This is a genomic window from Nitrospira sp., assembly GCA_016788885.1.
GTDB lineage: Bacteria > Nitrospirota > Nitrospiria > Nitrospirales > Nitrospiraceae > Nitrospira_A.
This window is the reverse complement of sequence record JAEURX010000022.1, coordinates 17,424-38,868: the sequence shown is the minus strand read 5'-3', so window position 1 is coordinate 38,868 and position 21,445 is coordinate 17,424. Positions and strand designations below refer to the sequence as shown.

General features: G+C 58.5%; 12 protein-coding genes and 1 pseudogene. 6 read left to right on the top strand and 7 right to left on the bottom strand.

Translation table 11 applies throughout. From position 1 onward, the window contains the following. The 3 genes from JNL86_06355 to JNL86_06345 form a co-directional block, all read right to left on the bottom strand. A partial coding sequence (locus JNL86_06355) for a hypothetical protein (GenBank protein ID MBL8042524.1) occupies positions 1-1,707 on the bottom strand: 1,707 nt, incomplete at its 3' end. Beyond that, entirely contained in the window at positions 1,692-3,947 is a 2,256-nt protein-coding gene (locus tag JNL86_06350) for a hypothetical protein (protein ID MBL8042523.1), read from the bottom strand. The genes JNL86_06350 and JNL86_06355, both read right to left, overlap by 16 nt. Before the next feature lie 192 nt (positions 3,948-4,139). Further along, positions 4,140-4,616 (bottom strand): DUF3015 family protein, encoded by a 477-nt coding sequence (locus JNL86_06345; protein MBL8042522.1) that lies wholly within the window; start codon positions 4,614-4,616, stop codon positions 4,140-4,142. An 823-nt stretch (positions 4,617-5,439) separates the two neighbouring features. Between JNL86_06345 and JNL86_06340 the strand changes: the two genes are divergently transcribed. Both JNL86_06340 and JNL86_06335 read left to right on the top strand, forming a co-directional pair. After that, positions 5,440-7,002: a TIR domain-containing protein gene (locus JNL86_06340; protein ID MBL8042521.1), complete on the top strand. Its 1,563-nt coding sequence runs from the start codon at positions 5,440-5,442 to the stop codon at positions 7,000-7,002. A gap of 300 nt (positions 7,003-7,302) precedes the next feature. Next, positions 7,303-7,620, top strand: a complete 318-nt coding sequence (locus JNL86_06335; protein MBL8042520.1) for a hypothetical protein — start codon at positions 7,303-7,305, stop codon at positions 7,618-7,620. 73 nt (positions 7,621-7,693) lie between these two features. On the opposite strand, the pseudogene JNL86_06330 reads toward JNL86_06335, so the two are convergent. Further along, positions 7,694-8,813: pseudogene (locus JNL86_06330) on the bottom strand (IS3 family transposase). A gap of 206 nt (positions 8,814-9,019) precedes the next feature. Here JNL86_06330 and JNL86_06325 point away from each other — a divergent pair. Further along, positions 9,020-10,852 (top strand): glycoside hydrolase family 15 protein, encoded by a 1,833-nt coding sequence (locus JNL86_06325; GenBank protein ID MBL8042519.1) that lies wholly within the window; start codon positions 9,020-9,022, stop codon positions 10,850-10,852. Between the two features lie 175 nt (positions 10,853-11,027). Here the strand turns inward: JNL86_06325 and JNL86_06320 are convergent, their stop codons facing one another. Continuing rightward, a complete protein-coding gene (locus JNL86_06320; GenBank protein ID MBL8042518.1) occupies positions 11,028-11,213 on the bottom strand; it encodes a hypothetical protein in 186 nt (61 codons plus the stop codon). A gap of 213 nt (positions 11,214-11,426) precedes the next feature. Here JNL86_06320 and JNL86_06315 point away from each other — a divergent pair, with 213 nt between their 5' ends. Beyond that, a complete protein-coding gene (locus JNL86_06315) occupies positions 11,427-12,026 on the top strand; it encodes a phosphatase PAP2 family protein (GenBank protein MBL8042517.1) in 600 nt (199 codons plus the stop codon). A 5-nt stretch (positions 12,027-12,031) separates the two neighbouring features. On the opposite strand, the gene JNL86_06310 is transcribed toward JNL86_06315, so the two are convergent. After that, the gene (locus tag JNL86_06310; GenBank protein MBL8042516.1) at positions 12,032-12,991 is read right to left on the bottom strand and encodes a GTP-binding protein; all 960 of its coding nucleotides are present in this window, start codon (positions 12,989-12,991) and stop codon (positions 12,032-12,034) included. 90 nt (positions 12,992-13,081) lie between these two features. Continuing rightward, a complete protein-coding gene (locus tag JNL86_06305; GenBank protein MBL8042515.1) occupies positions 13,082-14,410 on the bottom strand; it encodes an outer membrane protein transport protein in 1,329 nt (442 codons plus the stop codon). Positions 14,411-14,622: 212 nt separating this feature from the next. On the opposite strand from JNL86_06305, the gene JNL86_06300 reads away from it, so the two are divergent. Continuing rightward, positions 14,623-17,862 carry a hypothetical protein gene (locus JNL86_06300; GenBank protein ID MBL8042514.1) on the top strand — a complete coding sequence of 1,080 codons (3,240 nt, stop codon included), beginning with the start codon at positions 14,623-14,625 and terminating at the stop codon, positions 17,860-17,862. Then, positions 17,859-21,065: a hypothetical protein gene (locus JNL86_06295; protein MBL8042513.1), complete on the top strand. Its 3,207-nt coding sequence runs from the start codon at positions 17,859-17,861 to the stop codon at positions 21,063-21,065. The genes JNL86_06300 and JNL86_06295 overlap by 4 nt, the downstream gene beginning before the upstream one ends. Positions 21,066-21,445: the final 380 nt, after the last annotated feature.

Here is a 21,445-nt window from a genome sequence, read left to right as displayed (position 1 = left end):
CAGGCCCAGGGCCTTGAGGGCGAGGGTCTCGGCCAGCTCCAACTGCAACATCCCGCTGTATTCGGCCCGCTGGGGATCAAAGCCCAGGAAGCCGCCCCCGGTGACCCCCGGTGTCGTCACCACCAGACCGAGGCCGGTCGGGGGCTTGAAGCGCGGCGTCAGGCCGAAGGGGCCAAGGTTGCCTTCCTGGAAGGAGAGGGCGACGGTGACACCGATCCGTTCGACGGTTGCGGTGACGGGGCCGAGCACCAAGCGGGCGTTGACACTGGTTTCCGTATCGATGCCCGCTTCGCCCACGTCGATACCGATGTGGGCCGCATCCAGCTTCACGGGGCCGATGGCCTGCTGCAACGGCAACGACACGTGGAGTCCGCCGCTACCGGAGAACGACAGTCCCTCTCTGCTGCTCCAGCGCATGGTAAGGTCGAACGGGGCCTGGACAGACTCACGCCCAACCGTGCCTTGGATAAAGTGGTCTGCCTCTGCGAGCGAGAGGTCGAAGCGGAGTCCCAGCAGCGCAAGCTCGACGAACGTCTCCATCCGGGTGGCCGAGGAGGCATCGAGTCCACCTGCGACGGAAAACTGCTGATACCGTAGGGCTGAGCCGCCGGGTAATCGAATCAATGGTTTGAACTCGCCGGCCGGTTGGCCGTGCCGCAGGCCCAGCGTGAGGCGTCCGTTGAGGGCATCGGCGAGCCCGGCTCCCTTGCGCACGGTGAGGTCCTGCCCTGGCCTGAGGATCACTGCCAGCCGTTTCAGCACCGCCACGTCGCCGGACCATTCGATGCGGGTGTCTTCCAAACGCGGAAAGGGGATCGTGCCTTCCGCGCGGCCTTGAATGATGGGGGCGAGGCCGAGTCCGGCATCACTCGCGCCCGCCGACGTGGGGGCGGCGCCGAAAAGCGAGAGGCCTAACCGCACTCCGAACGCGGCTCCACGTTCCTCGTGCAGGAAGGTGATGAGTTGCGGCGGCGGGTTGGAACTCGATTCGACTCGCCCCAACCAGGCCTCTTGCGCCTGCGGACTCATGGGTTGGATACGGTTTCGTAACCCCAGCGTTTGCAGCAACTGGCTCAACCTGGTGAGAAAGGTCATCGACTGGAAGTCGGGTGTGTGCCAGCCGTAGGCCTCGGTAAAGAGTTGGTCGGGCTGTGTGACCGCCACCTTGAAGAGGTAATAGTTGATCGTGGCGCGGACGTGTTCGACTTGGAACCTCGTCGGATCAGCGGCGTAATAGGGGTAGTCGATGATGTTCAGTAGGTGCAGGGAGGCATAGGTCAGCGGCGAGGCCTGCGACAAGAAATTCGCGGCGAGAAAATCGAAGAGGCGTCTCGGCAGTTCCTTGTGGATCTGCGTGCGCTCCACATAGTCGCCGAAATATGCCAGCCTGGCGGGCAGGGTCTGCGCCAACTGGTGAATCTGCTGCGTGAGGGCTTCGATCGCGAGCGCGAGGTCAGCAATGCGGCCCGCCATGGCCAGGTCGTCGTTCCATTCGGTATCGGATGCGCCGAGGACTGCGTCGAGCTTGGTGAGGAAATCGCTGAGATTGAGTGCGGCTAGACCGATGTCATCCAGGCCGGGCGGCAGGTCCCACCCCAACAGTTTCAGAAATGCGCGCGCTTCCTCCACATCGCCCTGGATGAGGTCGAGGTGCGACAGCAGCCGCCCGATCCCGGCGGTGGCGTTCTGGACTAGATGATCGGCCATGGGAGCAGATCCTTCTTGTCGTCGACCTTGCAGGTGTTGAAATCGAACTTCTGCGCCTTGTTACGCAGGGTGGACGTGCGAATCTTGAGTGCCGTCAGATAGTCCTTCGGGTCGGTCTCCGGCTTCCAGGGCAACAGGTGTGGAGTCTGGTCGGCGGGCGGAGCCTGGTTGTTCTGAATGGCTTCCACATGTCGCGCGGCAGCGGCGTCCCAGTCGGCGACCCAGGTTGTGGCGGCGGGATCGGCCGGCAAGGTCTTGAGGTGATCCGGCAGCGAGCTGAGTCCTAAGTGTTCCTGCCACAACTGATGACGCAGGGCCTTGACCACGCCGTTCTCCGGCAAGCCGGCGATGCCGCTGTACATCACCAGGTTGAGTTCCACACTCCGCGACGGCTGACGTGACCGGCCGGGGAGGGCGTGCCGGGCCGTGCGTGTAAAGACGTCGGCGATAAGTTGGGGAATGTCGGCCACGTCGCCCAACGTTTCGCGGATGGTCTCCAGTGTCTCCTTGAAGTCGAAGATCAGTTTGTAGGCGACGAAGAGCAAGACGAGCAACGTCTTGAGGTCGAACAGGATCTGTTTGAAGACGAAGAAAAAGATATACCAAAACAGTTCCCAGAGAAATTTCCCCGGATCATTGGTGAGGTTGGCTTTTTCGATCGCGCGGTCGAGGAGGGAGCCGGTGATGATGAGGCCGATCTCGTGGTAGTTCATCGAGGTGCCGTCGAGGTTCGCGCTGCCGGACGTGGCCCACACGTCGTCGATGATGGCGGTTTTGCTGTGCACGTACACCGGCATCACGTCGTAGCGCCGCTGACTGCCTGCGCCGCTGCCCGCTTGTTCCGATCGACTCCAGAGGGTGTAGACGCCCAGATGATGTCCGCCACTGTCGGCGGCGCTGCGGAGTTGGTTGACGTTGTCGATCTGGCGATCCGGATAGCCGGGCAGGTCGGGAAGCAGGTTCAAGACCAGGATAATTTCCAAGCGCGGCCTGGTGGTGTCCTTCATCCGCGAGATGAGCGCATCGATGATTTCGTGAGAGGTGAAGTATTGGTTCTCGATGTAGATGTAGCGCTGAGCGTTGGCGATGGCACGCTCATAGGCTTCGAGGATGCCGGTTTCACCGTAGGGCAGGTCTTCATCGCTGGGGTTGATGCGTTTGATCGAGCCGCCCGGCAGCGTGCGCAGGACTTGCACCGAGGTCACGTCGCCGTCGGGCGTGACCGGCAGGTCGGGAAAGGTTTTCGGCGGAGGAATGAGCATGGGCTTGCCGGTGGCATTCCAGATGCTTGCGAACGTTTTCTCGATATGGGAGACCGCCGGCCCGCTGATGTCGAGATTCACGTCGTGCATGAGCGAGCCCTTGTGGCGCGCGTCACGGATGGCATGGCTGGTGTCGCTGAAGTAATACTGTTTCAACGGCGACCCCATGAGGATGGCGCGGCGCCCGTCCACCACGATGGCCTTGGCATGCAGCAGCGCGAATCCCTTGTTGTAGGCGTTGGTGTGCACCCCCGCGGTCTGTGCGAAGAACTCCGCCACTTCGGTCACGGTATCTTCTGCCGAGAGCGGCAGGTTCGTGACGAGAATGTTGACCGGCTTGCCGCCTTTGTGTTTCAGGATGTCCTCCAACGTGGTCTCGGCCGCCTGTTTGCAACCGTTGGACGGGGGATTCAACGGGTCGAAGCTGGGTTTGAATTTGGTGAGGAAGCCGTTGTTGACGTCGAAGAAGAGCGTCATGAGGTTGATGGATTCGGTGGCCGAGGCGGCGGCGTCGGTCACTGCGGGAAACATCGTGGCCCCGTCGATCAGCGGTGTGACGCGGTTATGGTGAAAGAGCGCGACTGGGTCTCCGGAGGCGGGGTGTAACGTCGTGTGGGTGACGAGCCAGCCGTCGAGGTTGTTGCGGTGGATGGTGATGGTGCCGACTTCGTGGTTCGAGTCGGTGACATCTTCCGCTTCCGGGGTTTCGTGCAGGAGGCGCGTGCCGAAGCGTTTCGGGTCGGAGTTGGGCGGGCCGAATATCTGCGCGACGAGGTCGGGATTTCGATCAACCTTCCAGGTACGGTAGGCGTCCGGCGAGTAGGCAATGAGAAAGGTGCCGTCGCCTTCTGTCTTGCCGACCCCCAGCACATCGTCTTCGCTAAAAAAAGGATCGAAGTCGAGCGCACGAACGGTCAAGCCGGCGATGCCGGCTCCCCGCTCATCGATGAGGCGTCCGTGGATGCTGATGTTGGCCATAGGTTCCGTCAGGTGAACGAAACCTACGCCGCTCAGGCGACCCTGTCAACCGTCGAGACGCGTGAGAATACGTGTATTCATGCGGGCGTAGCGCGGTGCGTGTCAGATTAAGGCAGTTCCACAATGATGTGCGACTGCCCCCTCAACCGACGCCGTTCGCGCGTCCAGTTGAGGGCTCGACATCGAATGGGCTCAGTCCGCTGATCGTTGCCGGCCGTAGCCGCTCGCCCACGCCAACTCAATGAGCCGCTCCGTCGATTGCGACGGTGACAGCGCCTGGTCGAAGAGTGCGGGATACGAGCCGGTCATCGTCGCCTGGAAGTCCGTCCACTGGTGTGCGGGCACTCCCGTGAGGACAGCGAGTGATGACAGATATTCGCCCCGGCCCCGGGCGATATCTGTACGCAGGTTCTCCTGTGTTTGTGTCGCGAAGAAGGTGGCCTTTCGTTTGGCTCGGAGGAGCCCGCTCTCCGACAATGCGCCCGGTGTGGTACTCGACGTGAAGTCCGTCGTGGGGTCGAGAAACTCCCTGGTCGCGCCGGAGGTGCCGTTGGTGAGGTCGGTCGTGGCGTCGAACGGCGCCTTCGTCAACTCGACGGTCGCATTCGTCATGCAGCCGGTGAGGGTGGCGAACAGACCACTGAGTAGTAATAAATTGGATTTCATCATATGAGGCCTCCTGGGTTCGCCCTTCGATGTACAGAAGTGGAGTACCACATTAAGCGCCAGGGCCGACCCTAGGAGGAGCCCTAGTTAGAGAAATGATCGCATATGTCCTCATCGAACTATTACAGTATGTCTGTGCAGCCGGAGCGATGGCGCACATCAAGATGCCATCGAAGAGATCTTATGGGCCTCAGGTGGATGGAGAAGCAGAGAGCCAGGCATTTCTGGCAACTCTGCATCGACTTAGGAAGAGGCTCCGCTACGACGACGTCATACAAGTCTCGGATAGCCGCGTCTCGCTCCATCTATCGGCGGTTCCTTGATCTTCAGAACGGCTCGGTGAGCTCTTGGAAGTGCGAGATGACGTGAGTGAGGCGGCATAGAAACATCTTCGAGTCCTTGAGTGGAACCTGTGGCGGAAGTGATGTGTCGAACGGAGATGCTGACATGCGGGATAGGGGGTGATGACAGATGAACTTGCCTGGACATCAAGCGGAACGCATATCTGGCATTGTGAAAATATCATAGCGGTGTTGGTGTGTTGAAAAGACCTCGCCCTCCTCGGTGAATCGTCGCAAACATTAGGTAATGAGTGAAAGGAGCTGCTGTATCCGATCCGATTCAATGAATCGGATCGGATACAGCATACGTACTGACACGCTGTCCAGTGATGAAACACCACGTACGTTATTCTTTAAATCGACGCAACAAATACTGATTTGGCACGACCTTATTTGGAAGCAGAGTTCCCCGCGCCTGCTCTTTATTAAGGAATAGGTCTTGCCTTTAGTCCGCTAGGTTCACCCGAATCTAGCGGAGGTTCTATATGGCCGGCATCTTTATCAGTTACCGTCGTGAAGACAGCGCGGGCTGGACGGGCCGCCTATCGGAGCGACTCAAGCAAAAGTTTGGAACTGCCTCGATCTTTATGGATATCGATACAATCCAACCAGGCACCGATTTTGCGAAAGCCCTGCGTTCGGCTGTCGGATCATGCGATGTCCTGCTGGCCATGATCGGCCCGAATTGGCCTATCGCTACAAGTCCTGAAGGACAGCGACGTCTGGAAGACCCCAATGATTGGGTCCGAACGGAATTGACGGCCGCTCTCAACCGGAGCATTCCTGTGATTCCCGTTCTCGTAGGAGGCGCCGATCTTCCCAAGGTAGACACTCTACCGGACGAACTGAAAAAATTATTCCAGTACCAAACCCACGAGCTCACTGATAAACGTTGGGAGTATGATTCCAGTCAGCTCGAGCTGGTACTTGAAAAAGTGCTCGGAGGAGGCAAGCCCAAACGCAATGTCAAGCAAACTCTCCTGGCACATCGAGGAGCGTTGGTAGCATTAGGCATCGTTGGCATTGGGCTGGCGGTTGCATTGATCTCTCCCGTTGCGCGTTGGAGTACTCAAGGAACCGGCATCGCACAGACGAATGGCAGTGGAATCGTTACGGAAAGGAACACCCCCTCGCTTCCATCTCCTGAGCCGGTTGCTCAACTTAACCCAACGGAGCCTGCTTCCCAGATTTCGGCAGCGACCACCGGAGAATCTCCACCCGCGCAACCGATTCCCATCGCCGACAAACCGGAATCCGAGAAGATTGCTGCATCCGTTCGGATAGAAGACGGAAAGGTTCGCTCGCTGCCTGCTGGTGCTGAAGTGAAGTTTATGGCAGGCGATTTGGTATTTCGCCTCACCTCAATCCGATTGGAAGACCAGTTCAATGGGAACTGGCTTCTCAGCACTTCCATCTTGACAAGAAACAGCGGTTCGGACGTAAACATTTATTATGAAAGTCACTTTCGACTTCAGATTGATGATAGTCGTCATGCCCCGACGAAAACCTCGTCCGTTGCTGAGAGGATAGCGAGTGACAGCGAACAGTCTGGGGAGGTAAGTTTTGTTGTTCCCAAGACGGCTCGCCGAGTAGGCTTTCGCATTACCTACGATAACGAACAAACGACTATCCCCATCGACCTCAAGTATGGAGTCTCACGGTCTGATGTGCGGTCATCGAGTATCCCTAGGTCGTTAGCCAGACCAGCACGTATTATTGGCGTCGATAAAGGTTCGGCTAACTATGATTTTCGGGCGCTTTCATTAGAGCCTTACAATCTGGAATCCTTCCTTCTGCGGATTTCACTGAGGGTGACTACCGACAAAAGCGGATTTACATACTATGGTCAGAATTATTTTCGCCTAGTTTTTGATGATCTTCCTCACGAACCGGCAAGAGGGGCAAACAAATCTATTCCTGCGCATACTTATGCCGACACTGAAATCGTGTTTATCGTACCAAAGTCCGTGACTCAGGCTCTGCTCCGAGTGAAAGACGGTGACACATGGCGGAGTACTTCGATCAACCTCAAAGCAAATCATTCCTAACGCGAGAGGAGAGGGGAAGGAGGGCTAACCAATATGCTGCTGTTTTACGATCGCACCAATGGGGCTGCCGCTATCGGCAAACTTACGCCGAGCAGCCTCACAACCACCAAGGAATTTGGGTAGGGAAGTTTTGGGACTTGGACGCACGTTCTCAATACCGGCGCAGGTTGTTTCTTCTACAATCAAATGACGGGCGCTGCCGCGATCGGTTCATTTGACACGGCAACGTTCACTACCACCGGATCTCTGCCAAACGGAAGTTTGGGGGAATGGACTCATATCGTCGCAGACGGTACGACAATGCTGTTTTACAATCGCCTTGACGGTAGCGCTGCGATTGCAACAGTAACTCCAACGGGACTCACCACCAATACCTCATTTCAACCAGGTAGTTTTGGGACATGGACGCACGTCGTGATTCACGGGTCAACAATACTCTTCTACAACCGAGATCACGGCGCCAGCGCAATTGGGACGCTGACGCCGACAGGCTTTAAGACCAACACATCCTATAAGTCAGGTAGTTTCGACCACTGGACACATATTGTCGCTGATGGTGCGACATTACTCTTCTATAATCAGGATACCCGCGATGGGGCGATCGGCACGCTGACCTGACGTTGCCCCCGTTCTGAGACGGTTCTTCACCAGAGTAGACGACTGTGACGTTGCTCCCATTCCAAGGCAATTCTTAACCAGAGCAGAGGGCTTCTTCGGCGATCGGTATAGCCTGACGTTGTGCGACAAACTCACTTGGGGGCAGGTGTCCAAGCGAGCTGTGGGGACGACGGGTATTATAGTCCACTCGCCAGGTTCGATGATCGCCTGGGCCTCGGCCAGCGAGGCGAACTGATGAGCATTCAAACACTAATCCCGCAGCCGTCCGTTAAATGATTCAATGAAGGCATTTTCGACGGGTTTCCCCGGTTGAATGAAGTCCAGTTGGACGCCGCGCCGATAGGCCCAATCCTTCAATGCCCGCGATTGGAACTCCGTCCCATGATCGACCGTGATGGAGCGCGGTCCTCGTTCACCGCGCAGCACACGGTCCAGCGTTTCTCCAACGATCGCTCCTGACATGCGAACTCCTGCCTCTAGTATCGGGCTCTGACGACTCCAGTTATCGACGACCGTCAACACGCGGAATGGACGCCCATCGGCCATGGTATCATGGACGAAATCCATGCTTCAGCGTTCGGTCGGCCCGACAGGGATCGGGGCGGGTCCGCGATGCAATGCCATATGCTTCCGTCTTCGCACCCGCATGCGCAGCTGCAATCCATCGAGTCGGTAGAGTCGACGGATACGTTTGCGATTCACCGGCCAGCCTTCGCGGCGCAGTCACACCCAGATGCGCAGGTAGCCAAATCGAGGCCGAGCATGCGCCAGATCCCGAATGCGGAGCCGGAGAGCCGATTGATCCTTGGCGCGACTGTGTCGATACCAGGAAGCTCGACCAGACTGCGCCAACCGACAGGCCCGCGTACACCTCACCGAGAACGTCTGGTGAAACCACTAAGTCAATTCTCGGCGGCGGGCGGGCCTTAGACTTTTTTTCGCAAGGCCTCCGACAGCATGTGCTTGTCGAGGGAGAGATCGGCCACGAGCCGTTTGAGCCGGCCGTTCTCTTCTTCCACCTGCCGCAGCCGACGCAGTTCGCTCACGCCGAGGTGCGCGTACGTCTTTTTCCAGGCGTAGAAGGTTTGCTCGGCGATGCCGAGTTGCCGACAGACATCCCCAACTGGGGTCCCACTCTCGGCTTGCCGGATGGCATAGACCATCTGCTCTTCGGAGAATCGTGACCGCTTCATCGATCCACTCCTTTCGTCGAGGACTGTCGAAGCCACCATTCTACTCTCGTGTTAGAGTGCCGTCGTTTTCCGGGGAGACGTCACACTAGCCTGGACTTGTGCAATCCGACAACACGGTATTTCATGATCGGCGGTTCTGGCCGAGATCACCGCAATTTTGATATTGTCGAACGGCAACGCAGAACGGATGATACGAGGAATGTCCCATGGCCTATCAGCCTATTGAGAACTACGGCATCATCGGCAACATGCGCACCGCAGCCCTGGTGGGGCGAGACGGCAGCATCGATTGGTTGTGTTTTCCGCACTTCGATTCCCCCAGCATCTTCGCGGCTATTCTCGATGACGCCAAGGGCGGGCGATTCAGCATCGTTCCGAAAACGGCGCGGTTCACCACCAAACAATTTTACTGGCCCGAGACCAACGTGCTGATCACACGCTTTCTGTCCAGCGAAGGCGTCGGCGAAATTGAAGACTTCATGCCGGTCGGTGTTACAGGTCCAGACCTGTACCATCAGCTGATCCGGCGGATCAAAGTGGTGCGAGGGCAGATGACGTTTTGTCTCAGCTGTCATCCCGCCTTCGATTACGCACGGACCCCCCACGATACGCACCTCAACTCGAACGGGGCGGTGTTTTCGACGGCGGCGCTGACGCTTGGATTGGCGACGACCCTGCCGCTCAAACAAGACGAGCGGGGAGTCTGTGCCGAGTTTACGTTGCAGCGGGGAGAACATGTGGCCTGTGTCTTGCGGGAAATCGACCAAGGGAACCAGTGTGGGGCTGCACTGTCGGGCACCCACGCCGGCAACATGTTCGAAACTACGGTGCAGTTCTGGCACGAATGGTTGTCACACAGCCGTTACACCGGACGCTGGCGCGAAATGGTATCCCGATCCGCTCTGGCCTTGAAGCTCCTGACCTTCGAACCCACCGGCGCGATCGTTGCCGCTCCGACCTGTAGTCTCCCGGAACAGATCGGCGGGGGCCGCAATTGGGACTATCGCTACACCTGGATCAGAGACTCTGCCTTTACCGTCTACGGATTGCTCCGCATCGGCTTTACCCGTGAAGCTACAGCCTTCATGCACTGGTTGAACGCGCGTGTCCGCAACGAGAGCGAAGCGCCAGGTCCGTTACAAATCGTCTATGGCATCGATGGCCGAACTGATTTGACCGAACTGGTCCTCGACCATCTGGACGGGTACAAAGGATCGAAGCCGGTCAGGATCGGCAACGGGGCGTATCAGCATCTGCAACTGGATATTTACGGCGAACTGCTGGATTCCATCTACCTGTGCGACAAATACGTCGCCCCCATTTCCTACCTGGGATGGTCCCATGTCCGGAGTTCGCTTGATTGGCTATGCCAGAACTGGACGCGCGAGGACGAGGGCATTTGGGAAGTGCGTGGCGGCCGCCGTCACTTCGTCTATTCCAAACTCATGTGTTGGGTGGCGTTGGACCGAGGCTTGCGCCTCTCGCGCAAACGGTCACTGCCGGCCGACCACCTCAAATGGTTGACCATGCGAGACCGCCTGTATGAGGAGATTATGACGAAGGGGTGGGACGAGTCACGCGGCTCCTTCGTGCAGTCGTACGGCAGCGATTCGCTGGATGCGTCCAACCTGATCATGCCGCTGGTACGCTTTATTTCGCCGACTGATCCGCGGATGCTCAGCACATTGGAGGCGATCAATCGTCCGCCGCTCAATGGGGGACTTGTCTCCGACGGCCTCGTCCACCGCTACGACGCGGCGACGGGTATGGATGGACTCACGGGGACGGAAGGCACGTTCAACATGTGCAGTTTTTGGTTGGTGGAGGCCCTCACGCGGGCCGGGCGAACGGATCGCCGAAAGTTGGATGAGGCACAACTGCTGTTCGAGCGGATGCTCGGCTATGCGAACCACCTAGGCCTGTACGCGGAGGAAACCGGGGACAGCGGAGAGGCCTTGGGTAATTTCCCCCAGGCCTTCACCCATCTGGCGCTCATCAGCGCCGCCTTTGATCTGGATCGCGCGTTGGACGGGAACTGAGGCCTTGCTCGGGGTCATGTGTAAGGCTCAGGTCTTTTAGCGTGTCGACCCTGCGCCTGAGATCGAACGGGTGAGACACCATCCGGCCGAGCTGATCCCTTCAATTCAGGGCATCACCAATGTCGTCTGGGAGTGAGGCCACGATCCCGTTAGGCTCGCAAGCCATTTGCGCGTGCTAGGCAGCCCGCCGCTTCTTTGGCACCTTCATGTCCTTTGCGCGGGCTTCAGACAGACCGATCGCAATGGCCTGCGTTCGTTTGGTCACCTTTTTCCCGCTGCGCCCGCTTTTCAGCGTGCCCTTCTTGAGTTTGTGCAGGGTGTTCTTGACCATCTTCTGTGAGCCCTTACTGTAGCGTGCCATGTGCTCCTCCTTTGGGCGACGGCATCAGGCGCCGATGGGCGAGTGAATCGTCGTCAGAATCGGATGTGTCATTGGCCGCACCGGTTTGAAACTGTATGGTACAGATTCGGGCGACACGTCGAACCTGGGGAACACCCCGGGGAGTGGTAATGGAGCGTCCCGACACAGACTGTCGCGTGATGCTCGTGCACTGAATCATTTGACTGATCCCTCGTGACCCTTTATCGTCGCGCCATGGGTGTAGACGAGATTCTCTTTCGCACGATCAACGGCGTGGCCGGGCAGTCGAGCCTGCTGGATTGGATCGGAGTCGAACTGGCCAAGCCGGGCAACCTGCTCTATCCCATATTGCTGGCTGCAGCCTATTGGGCCTGGGTGAATTGGCGTGAATGTGTGCTCGGCGGGGCAATGCTGGCGGTGGTCGTCGGTTCGACGGATGCGCTGGGGACTCAGTTAAAGGGCTTGGTCCAGCGCCCGCGCCCCTGCGTGACGCTTGCCGATGTGCATCAGTTGCTCGGTTGCGGCGGCGCGTTTTCGTTTCCATCTAACCATGCCGCCAACACGGCCTCGGCGGCGGCGTTTTTTCAGGTGCTCTATCCGAAATCAGGCTGGATCGGCTGGCCCTTGGTAGTCGCGATCGGTCTCTCGCGTGTCTACATCGGGGCGCATTATCTGACGGATGTGATCGGGGGCTGGGTCGTGGGTGGATTGATCGGGGCGGGCGTGGCCTGGTTCCTGCGCCGTTGGTCTCGCTTCCGACCGGTTGCCGAGGCGGCCCCTGCCTCACAATCCGAGATCGGTTCAATCTCCTGACGTCGCTATTCTGCCAAGCAGGCGAGGAGGGAGGCTCGGCAGCGTTCCTGATCGTAGTCGCGTCCGATCAGCACCAAGACATGATCCGGTTCATCGAGCAGCATGACCGGAGCCACGGTGCTGGTGCGGGGAGGGAAGAATTGAAACTCCTGCAGCTCCGGCTCCCTTTCGAAACGAAAAAATCCTTTCGCACGTTCCAGTCCCTCCGGTAAGGACTTCGTCCATTCCATAAACTTTGTGCGGACGACTGGCTTCGGCAGGCGCACGGTCGTCACCATCGGATGGTGGAGGGCGCGGGCGTCCTGTCTGTTTCCTGGCGCCGGTGGTTTGCCGAACTGCACATTGGTGGGGCGCGGGTGAGTTGGCGGCGCAGCAAGCAACGCTGCCACGTCGAGCCTGGCGTGATTCGTTTCCCACAGTCGGCTGTACGGATTCAAGCGGGTGATGCTTTCGCGGAACTGTTCCCAATGACCGGGGATGTAGAGGTCGCGTTTGTTGAGGATCACATCATCCGCATACCGGATGGCATTGCGTGTGACGAGTTCCGCCATGCCGGTTTCCGGGAGCGGCACGGGGTGCAGCATGGCAAAAATCCGTTCGAGCCTTGTCATCCGAGAGACATAGACGTCCGTCACGGCATCGACCACTTCTGCGGGGTCGGCCATGCCCGAGCATTCCAGCACGATCACGGTCGATTCGTAATCCTGCACCAGCTGCGCAATACTCCAAGCCAGGTCATCTTTGGTGTCGCAACAGATGCAGCCGCCGGCGAGGTTTAGGACCTGCTCCGCGATCGTGCCTGCTCGCGGGCCGTCGATACTGACCTCGCCCGCCTCGTTCATGAGCACGCCGACCTTGTGCCCTTGGCTGTTCCAATGTTCGAGGAGGCGCATGAGCAGGGTGGTCTTCCCGGCACCGAGTGATCCGCAGAGCATATAGAAGGGGATGGGGAGCGTCTGTGTCATGGAGGCATTGTAGCTGCTGTGTTGGCAGGAGGCTAGCTCGGTCGTTTCCGATGAAGGCAGGGGGCACTCCAGCATATGCTGCAGGTGTGTCTAAAAGCCGACCCGAAATGTGACTGCGCCTGCGTGATTGGTGGTACGGTACGTTCCATTCACGGTGGGATTCGGGTTGCCCGTGACGGTGCGAGGATCGAATAAGAAAGCTTGGTAAGCCAGGTCCATGCCCATCGAATGTTTCGCAAAGAAACTTTTTTCCGCATCGGCACAGGAAATCAGGCCGAAGAATTTCCCGCCTGTGTGACAGGAGAATCCCACGCCGGCTGAGACCACATGCGCGTCACTGTCGGCATAGGCAGGGTCAAAGTTGAGATCTGACACAGGCGTGTGTGAGCGGATGTATCCCGTGCGAAGGGCGACGTTCCAGGCCTGCGTATCTGTCAGGCCGAACCATGTATATTCTGTGCCGATGTTGACCGTTACCGTGTTTTTCCATTGCTGCGGGCTTGGTAAGGTTGCCCCATTCGAGAGCCGCACGTCTGCACTGCGTATCGATTGCCAACGGACATAGTCCACATCAACTTCCAGCTTCCACGCACGTTCCGCATTCCGTATTGGCCAAAAGGCCAGGCCGCCCGTCCACACTTCGGGCAGCCGTATGGCTGTTGACGCTAGTGCGGCCGACACCCCATTGGCGCGAAGCTCTCCGTTCAAAGGTAAGACCGCTTGGCTACGCCAAATACCGGCGAAGGAGAGGCGAGGTTGTCCTTCGGCCGTGCGCCAGGGAGTATAGAGTACACTCGCGTTCAGTCCGGCCGTCGTGCCTTTCCCGTTCAGTTCCATCCCGGTTCCCGCGGGAAAGCCGGACCCGGGCGCGGCCTGAAATTGACGTTCGGCTTGTCCTTCGCCCAGGAAGTTGGCAAAGGTGAGAATATCTGCGCCCAGTCCAATGGAGAGCGATTCGGTCAGTTGATAAGCCAACGTCGGTTTGATCGCCAGCAAGGGAAGTTGTGCAAAGGTTACCGCTGTGGGAAACGGGCCATTCACAGGGAACTTGGAAGCGAACCCATAGAGATTCTGTACCCCCAGGCCTGCACTCAGCTCTCCCAGGGCGGACACTCCCAGGTCCTTCACCTTTGCCGTCAGAAAGATCTGCCCCGGCGGTGGCAGGCCGATCGGAAAGGGGTGCTCATTGTGGACGGATGCGCCGGTTGGACTGGTAAATCGTGTATTGACGCCGACGAATTGCGCGCCGCCGGCAATCTGAACCCCGCGCAACTGGGCCATGCCGGCAGGGTTGTAAAAGACTGCGGAGGCGTTGTCGGCTTCGGCAGCAAAGGCGTTGCCTTGTCCCATGGCCGCCGCGTCATGAAACGGGTTACGAAAGCCGTCGGCACAAGCCGGATCGCCGGAGAACAGCGCCACGCACCCAGTCGCCAGTGCTCCAATAAGGCACCCTGCGGGCAAGGAGAGTCGGTGTGCACGAATCCGTAGGTTCATGTCCATGTTTGGGCCGAATGGGTTGGAGTGGTCCCTAGCACGAGCAACTACGTATCGTCAATATTTCTCTTGCGGTGCCTGGAAGCGAACAGAGATAATCCCCATCGATTTCTGCTGGCGAGATAGGGGGATGCTGTATGGTGACCCGCTCCAAGCCATCGCGTGTCCGTTCTGTTCCGTATGCCAAGCTGGTCCCGCCCACTCTTCCGATCGTGCTTCAACGGACGCGGCTGTTCCGCCTGCTCGATAAATCGAACGCGCGTCGACTGATTTGGATCACGGCTCCGGCCGGCGCCGGGAAGACCACCCTCGTTGCCAGTTATCTGAAATCGAAGCGCGTCCCGGTCTTGTGGTATCGGCTGGATGAAAGTGATGCCGATCCTTCGTCGTTCTTTCATTTCCTCAGTCTCGCTGCAAAGAGTCTTGCTCCTCGATTCAAACGACCCTTGCCGACGCTCACTCCGGAGTATGTGTTGGGCCTTCAGACGTTTGCCCGGCGCTATTTTCAGGAGCTTGGCGCGCGTCTGCCACGGCGTTGCAGAATTGTGCTGGATAACTACCATGAAGTTCCGGCCGATGCGGCGCTCCATCAGCTGTTGGCCTGCGGGGTGTATGAACTTCCCGACGGCGTCTCGGTCGTGGTTATGAGCAGGCAGGGCCCCTGCGCTCCAATGGCTCGTCTGATGGCTGAGCAACTGATGGACACGATCGGTCCGGATCCCCTGCGATTCTCTAGGCTTGAAACCGTTGGAGTGGCGCGGCTTCATCTCACATCTCGAAAAGAGCGTGTGGCGCGAAGTCGTATTGATGAACTCCATAGGAAGGCCGGGGGATGGGCCGCCGGGGTGACGCTCCTGCTGGATCACATCAAACATCAGGAGACGATCGAATCTGCATCCACCCAGGAATCGCCTGAAAGTATCTTCCAGTTCCTGGCAACGCATGCGTTTGAGGGCCTGGTCCGAGAGGTTCAGGAGGTCTTGCTCAAAACCTCCATCCTGCCCGATGTCAGTGTCACGCTGGCAGTGGGATTGACCAATTCGCCGAAGGCGGGAGAGGTGCTCCGGTCTCTCTACCTGGCTCGCCACTTCATCGAAAGGCGGGACGAGCCAGAGCCGTGGTATCGGTACCACCCGCTGTTTCGAGCCTTCCTGCTCGAGCAGCTCGCGACAAGATATTCAGTGGACGAGGTTCGGGCCCTTCGACGGCAGGCCGCGACCCGATTGGCGGAAATCGGTCACTATGAAGAGAGTATCGCGCAGTTGCGGCAGGCAGAGGACTGGACCGCCATGGCCGACCAGATCATCGCCTTGGCCCCCGCTGTGCTGGGACAGGGCCGACTCGCAACAGTCGATGACTGGATAGCCGCGATTCCCCAACACGTACTTGCGGGCACCCCCTGGTTACGTTTCTGGCATGCCTGTTCGCGATTGTTTAAGAATCCTCATGATGCGCACATCATGTTCGAACAGGTGTTCGCGCAATTTGTTGCGCAAAACGATCAGGCGGGGGCCCTGCTGACGTGGGCGAATGTTGTGCGCTGTATCCTTTTTCAGTGGAGAGGGCTGCCACGATTGGATGCGTGGATCGTGAGGTTTCGTGCGCTTCATTCCGAAGGCACTCCGTATCCTAGCGCTGAGATCGAGGCCCAGGTCGCTGAGGCTATGGCGAGCGCACTCGTGTGGCGGCAGCCGGGCAACCCCGAGACGAAAAAGTGGCTGGACAAGGCCATTGCCCTTACCGATCGGCTTACGGGATCGGGTGCCGGCCACGCCATCTTTTTGACGGAGTCGTATCTGGTGTGGATGGGCAATTTGGCGGAGGCGCGCAATGGCCAGGTACGACTCTTGGAGAGAGCTTCGACTCCGGGTGCGGCTCCATCGTTGAAGATTCTGTATTGTCTGTCGGAAGCACTGTTGGCCTCGATCGAAGCTCGCGCTGATGACTGTCGACGTGCGGTGCGAGAAGGCCTCGCACTTGCGGAGCGGGAAGGCATCCATCTCTGGGATGGGTGGTTGGTTGCACAAGATATTCACAACAGTTTGTTTGCCGGTGATCTCAACTCAGCGCAGCGGTGGCTCGCAGAGATTCGGCCGATGTGGGAGCGAGTGGGAGGGCTCTACCGCTGCCAACTCTGCTACCTCTCGGCATGGTCCACGCTGTTGGACGGCGATTGTGCCACAGTGATGGAGTCAGGCGCGAAGGCACTATCCCTCGCAGAACAGGAAGCCGGTCCGTTTCCCGAAGCATTGTGCTGTCTGCTGATGGCGTCGATCTGTCAGTCCTTTGGCCAGCGACAGGAAGCGGAGGCCTACCGGGTGCGTGCCGAGGTGATCGGCGAAGCCATGAACAGTCAGTTCCTCCGGTATGGCTGCTTGTGGTTGACGGCGCAATGTGCTCTCGAGTCAGGCGATCGCCGGCAGTGTCTGCAGGCGCTTCGGGCTGCCTTGGTCATCGGTCGCACCTGCGGATTAGGCGGCTACGTGGGGTGGGAAGCCCCGGTCATTGCGCGCCTCTGCGGCATGGCACTGGAAGAAGGCATCGAGGTGTCGTTCGTCCAGGGGCTTATCCAACGACTGTGGCTTCCGCTTGCACCGGAGTTGCGGCCCTCGAATTGGCCGTGGCCGCTCAAGATCTCCATGCTGGGCCCGTGTGACGTGATGGTATGCGGGCGCCCCCTCGACAGGCAGAGAAAAGTGCCCCATCGGCTGTTGGAGTTGCTTGCCGCTATCGTGGCGTTCGGGGGAGAGGCCGTGCCGGTCGCCCGCTTGACCGACGCCCTGTGGCCCGAAGCCGACGGTGATCAAGCGCAGGAAAACTTCAAGAAGTCGCTGGCGCGCTTAAGAAAGATGATTGGCATCGAGAACGCAATTCTCTGGCAAGACGGAAAAATCACGTTGAACCGGGACCTCTGCTGGGTCGATGCCCTGGCATTTGAGGCGTTAGTGAAACAGGCAGACGCTCGGGTTGCGAACACGAGAAGGCAGGATACAGGTGACATCGACAAGTCCGCCCTTGCGCTCTACCGTGGGCCCTTCCTTGGACTGGAGGCTATTCCAGAATGGGCCCAGCCCTATCAGGCCGAACTTCGCCGTCGATGGACACGGCTGCTCGCGCGTCGCAGTGACCAATCAGAGCCAGTGAGTGGGGCGCAGGACATGGTGCGTGAATTGGAAGCGGCGATCGACGTCGATCCTGTGTCGGAACCGCTCTATCAGCGGCTTATCCCTCTCCTTTTGGCCCAGGGCCGACGGTCGGAGGCAGTGGCTCAATACGATCGATGTCGTGCTGCGCTGGCTCGATGGGGCAATCGCACCCCTTCGGCAGCGACGTATCAACTCGTGATAGCGATGACTCGTGCAGAGGGACGTGCATGACGCAACCAAAGTCGAGGTTAGCCAAACTCACGCCTCCAACCTTGCCGGTGGTGCTCACCCGAGCGAGGCTCTTTCGGGTTCTCGATCGTGCACGAACCCGCCCCCTGACCTGGATCGCCGCACCGGCCGGATTCGGCAAGACCACACTCGTTGCGAGTTACCTGAAGGCACGACGCCGGCCGGTGTGTTGGTATCGCCTCGACGAGGGAGATGCGGATCCGGCCACCTTCTTTCACTATCTGAGCCTGGCGGCTAAGTCGCTGGTCCCGAGAATCCGACGGCCCCTTCCGGTTCTGACGCCCGAGTATGCGCTTGGGTTACCGACCTTTACGCGGCGATTTTTCCAAGAGTTGTGTGCGCGGTTGCCGCGTCGCTGCGTACTGGTGCTGGACAATTATCAGGAAGTGCCCTCGACATCTGCTCTGCACCAATTGCTTCCCTACGCAATTCAGGAGCTGCCGGAACATGTATCCGTTCTTGTCATGAGCCGCCACGATCCGCCACCGCCGTTGGTTATGGTGCAATGCGACAGGGGAATGACTGTGATCGGTGCCGATTCGCTGACGCTGTCGAGAGTGGAGGCCAAAGCCATCGTCCAGCTGCATTGGAAGAAAAAGGCGGACGGCGCCATGCGAACCTTTGTCGATGAGGCCTACCGACGAGTAGGAGGGTGGGCCGCCGGCTTAATGCTGATGGTCGAACAGGCGAAAGGCGATCGCACGGTGTCGGGGAGTGGACTCGACGGCACGTCCGAGACGATCTTTCGCTACTTAGCCGGAGAGGTGATGGAACGGCTTTCCCCGGATGTCCGGCAACTCTTGCTGAAGACGTCCGTGCTGTCCGATATCAACATCCGATCGGCGGAGGGGCTCACCGGCCTCTCAAATGCTGGTGACCTACTCGCATTCCTGCACCGCTCCCGCTACTTTACCGAGCGTCGGCAGGGGACTGAGCCATCGTATCGATACCATCCGCTGTTTCGAGACTTTCTTCTCCACCGGGCACGAGTGGACTTGGGCACGGCCCAAATCCAAGCGCTCCAGCGAAACGCGGCGGACCTCCTCATCAAAGAGGGTCGCATCGAAGAGGCTGTGCTTGTGCTCCAGGCTGCTGAGGATTGGGAAGGCCTTGTACAGGTGATTCTCGGCCAAGCCCAGGAACTGGTGGCGACCGGACGTATTCAAACGCTGGAAGCCTGGATTTTATGTATTCCCGAGCCAGTTCGCGCACAAAGTCCCTGGCTCATGTTTTGGTTGGCGAGCACGAAGGTGTCCTTCGACCCCGATCAAGCCTACGCCCTGTTCGATCAAAGCTTGGACGAGTTCCTGCGGCAGGGCGATCGAACGGGCGCGTTATTGTCCTGGTGCGGCGCGATCCGGGCAGTCCTCATACGATGGGACGGTCTTGGGCGGATCACGAAACTCTTGGAGTTGTTTCCAACCATCCATCCAGACGGTGCTTCTTACCCCTCGATCGAGGTCGAGGCCCATGTCGCAGACTGTCTGGCTGGTGCGATCATGCAGACCCGTCCGGACAGGGACGATGCGAGGGCATGGCTGGATCGGGCCGTCAGCCTCAGCGAGCATCTCCCACCGGCCGTGCAAACCGGTTCTCGATACATGACGGAGATCTACTTTTTATGGTTTGGGGATATCGCCGCCGCCAGGGCAGGTCTGGAGCAATTTTCCCGCTTACGCGAGTCTAAACAGTGGAATCTGATCACTGCCATATTTTTCCACGCGACGACCGCCACCTTGGCCTGGTTCGACAGCGAACTTGATCTCTGCCGCCTGCATATCGGAAAGGCAAGGGAACTGGTCACTCAATCGGGGCTCCATGTGTGGGATGGTCTGATCATTAGCCAGGGGGTGGCTGGAGAATTATTAGCGGGAAACCTGTCTGCGGCTGAAGCACTCTTGAAGGAAGAAGATGCAATGACCCAGCGGCTTGGTGGCATTCATCGAGCGCACTACCTGCACCTCTTTGCATGGTTCCTGCGCTTGCGAGGTGATCATCAAAAGGCATTAGAGGAGGGGCTACGTTCAAATGATTTGATCGCAGCTGCAGGCGGACACATGTTCGGCCAGGGCATCAATGCGCTGGTGATCGCCCATGCGTTGCATGAACTTGGACAATTGGACGGCGCTGCCCGCTACGTCGAACAGTCCTTGGAGATCGGCGATCGAATGCGGAGCGATCTTCTTCGGTTCGGAGCGTGGGTCCTGACGGCGAAAATGGCTTTTGATCGGAATGATGCGCCGGCGGGCCTCGTTGCGCTCAAGAAAGCATTGACGATTGGAGAAGTACGTGGATTGATGCAATACCCCAGTTGCGACCGACGTCTTATGGCAGGACTCTGTGCCCGAGCGCTCATCGCCGGAATTCACGTTCCCTTTGTGTTACGCATGATTCAAAAACACCGCTTTGCTGCACCGTTGGAGGCTCGTTGTCTCGAGACCTGGCCTTGGCCGATCAAGATCTATACGTTGGGCCGATTTGAAGTCTTGATCAATGGGCAACCGCTCGGGAAAAACCGTAAGACTCCGCATCGGCTGATGGAGTTACTCATCGCAATCATGACGTATGGCGGTGCCCCGGTTTCTGCCGCGAGACTCATGGACATGCTGTGGCCGGAGGCGGACGGGGATCAAGCACGGGAGAATCTTAAGAAATCAATCGCACGCTTGCGTCAGTTGCTGGCGGTTGACGATGCTCTCTGTTGGCAGGATGGCGAGATTTCACTGAACCGCACGTGCTGTTGGGTGGATGCCTGGGCGTTCGAAGCCTCCTTGGGAGAGGGTGAATCGAAGCGAACTACAGGAACAGTCCTCCAGGACGGCCATCGGGACAATATCATCGCGCTGTATCGAGGCCCGTTCCTAGGGTGGAACGAGATCGCACCATGGGCCGACTCTTATCGAGAGCGAATTCGTAGGCAGTTCACACGACTCTTCACTCATCGAGAAAAAGTCGTGGATGGAATGCAATGTAAGGAACTCATGGCCGAGTTGGCCGGAGCCATTGACGTCGACCCAGTCGCGGAACCGCTCTATCAGCAACTGATTCCGCTTCTTGTCTCCGCAAACCGGCATGCCGAGGCTACCGCCTGTTACGACAGATGCCGAACGGAGCTGGCACGTTGGGCCGGTCGCTCTGTCTCCGCAGATCTTCAAAAGCTCGCTCAAACTCTCCGCCCACGGTAATACGTAACGTCCGTTTCTTCTCACGCCTCGTTTCCCAGAACGACGGTTTTCTATTGCTAGTATTTATTTCCTGAATGTGTCCCCCAATCGGTCCCTGCTGAGAAGGTATACGGTCCTCGTCTGAGCAGGTTAGGCCTCAGCACCTCAACTGACCTGGTGATCATTGGATGTATACAGGGGAGGAGTTTCATATGAAGAACGGATGCGGCGCCTTCGTGTTGTCTCTTGTGCTCTCGGGTCTCGTTCAGATCCCAGAAATCGCAAACGCGGCAGAATGGTGCCAGAATGTATGCCAGTGACAAGTAAAACTCCGCTTTTTCACCCTTTCCCAGTGAAAGTCGAGCAAATACCCCTCTCCAAGTCGCTGTCCTAAGCTTCCG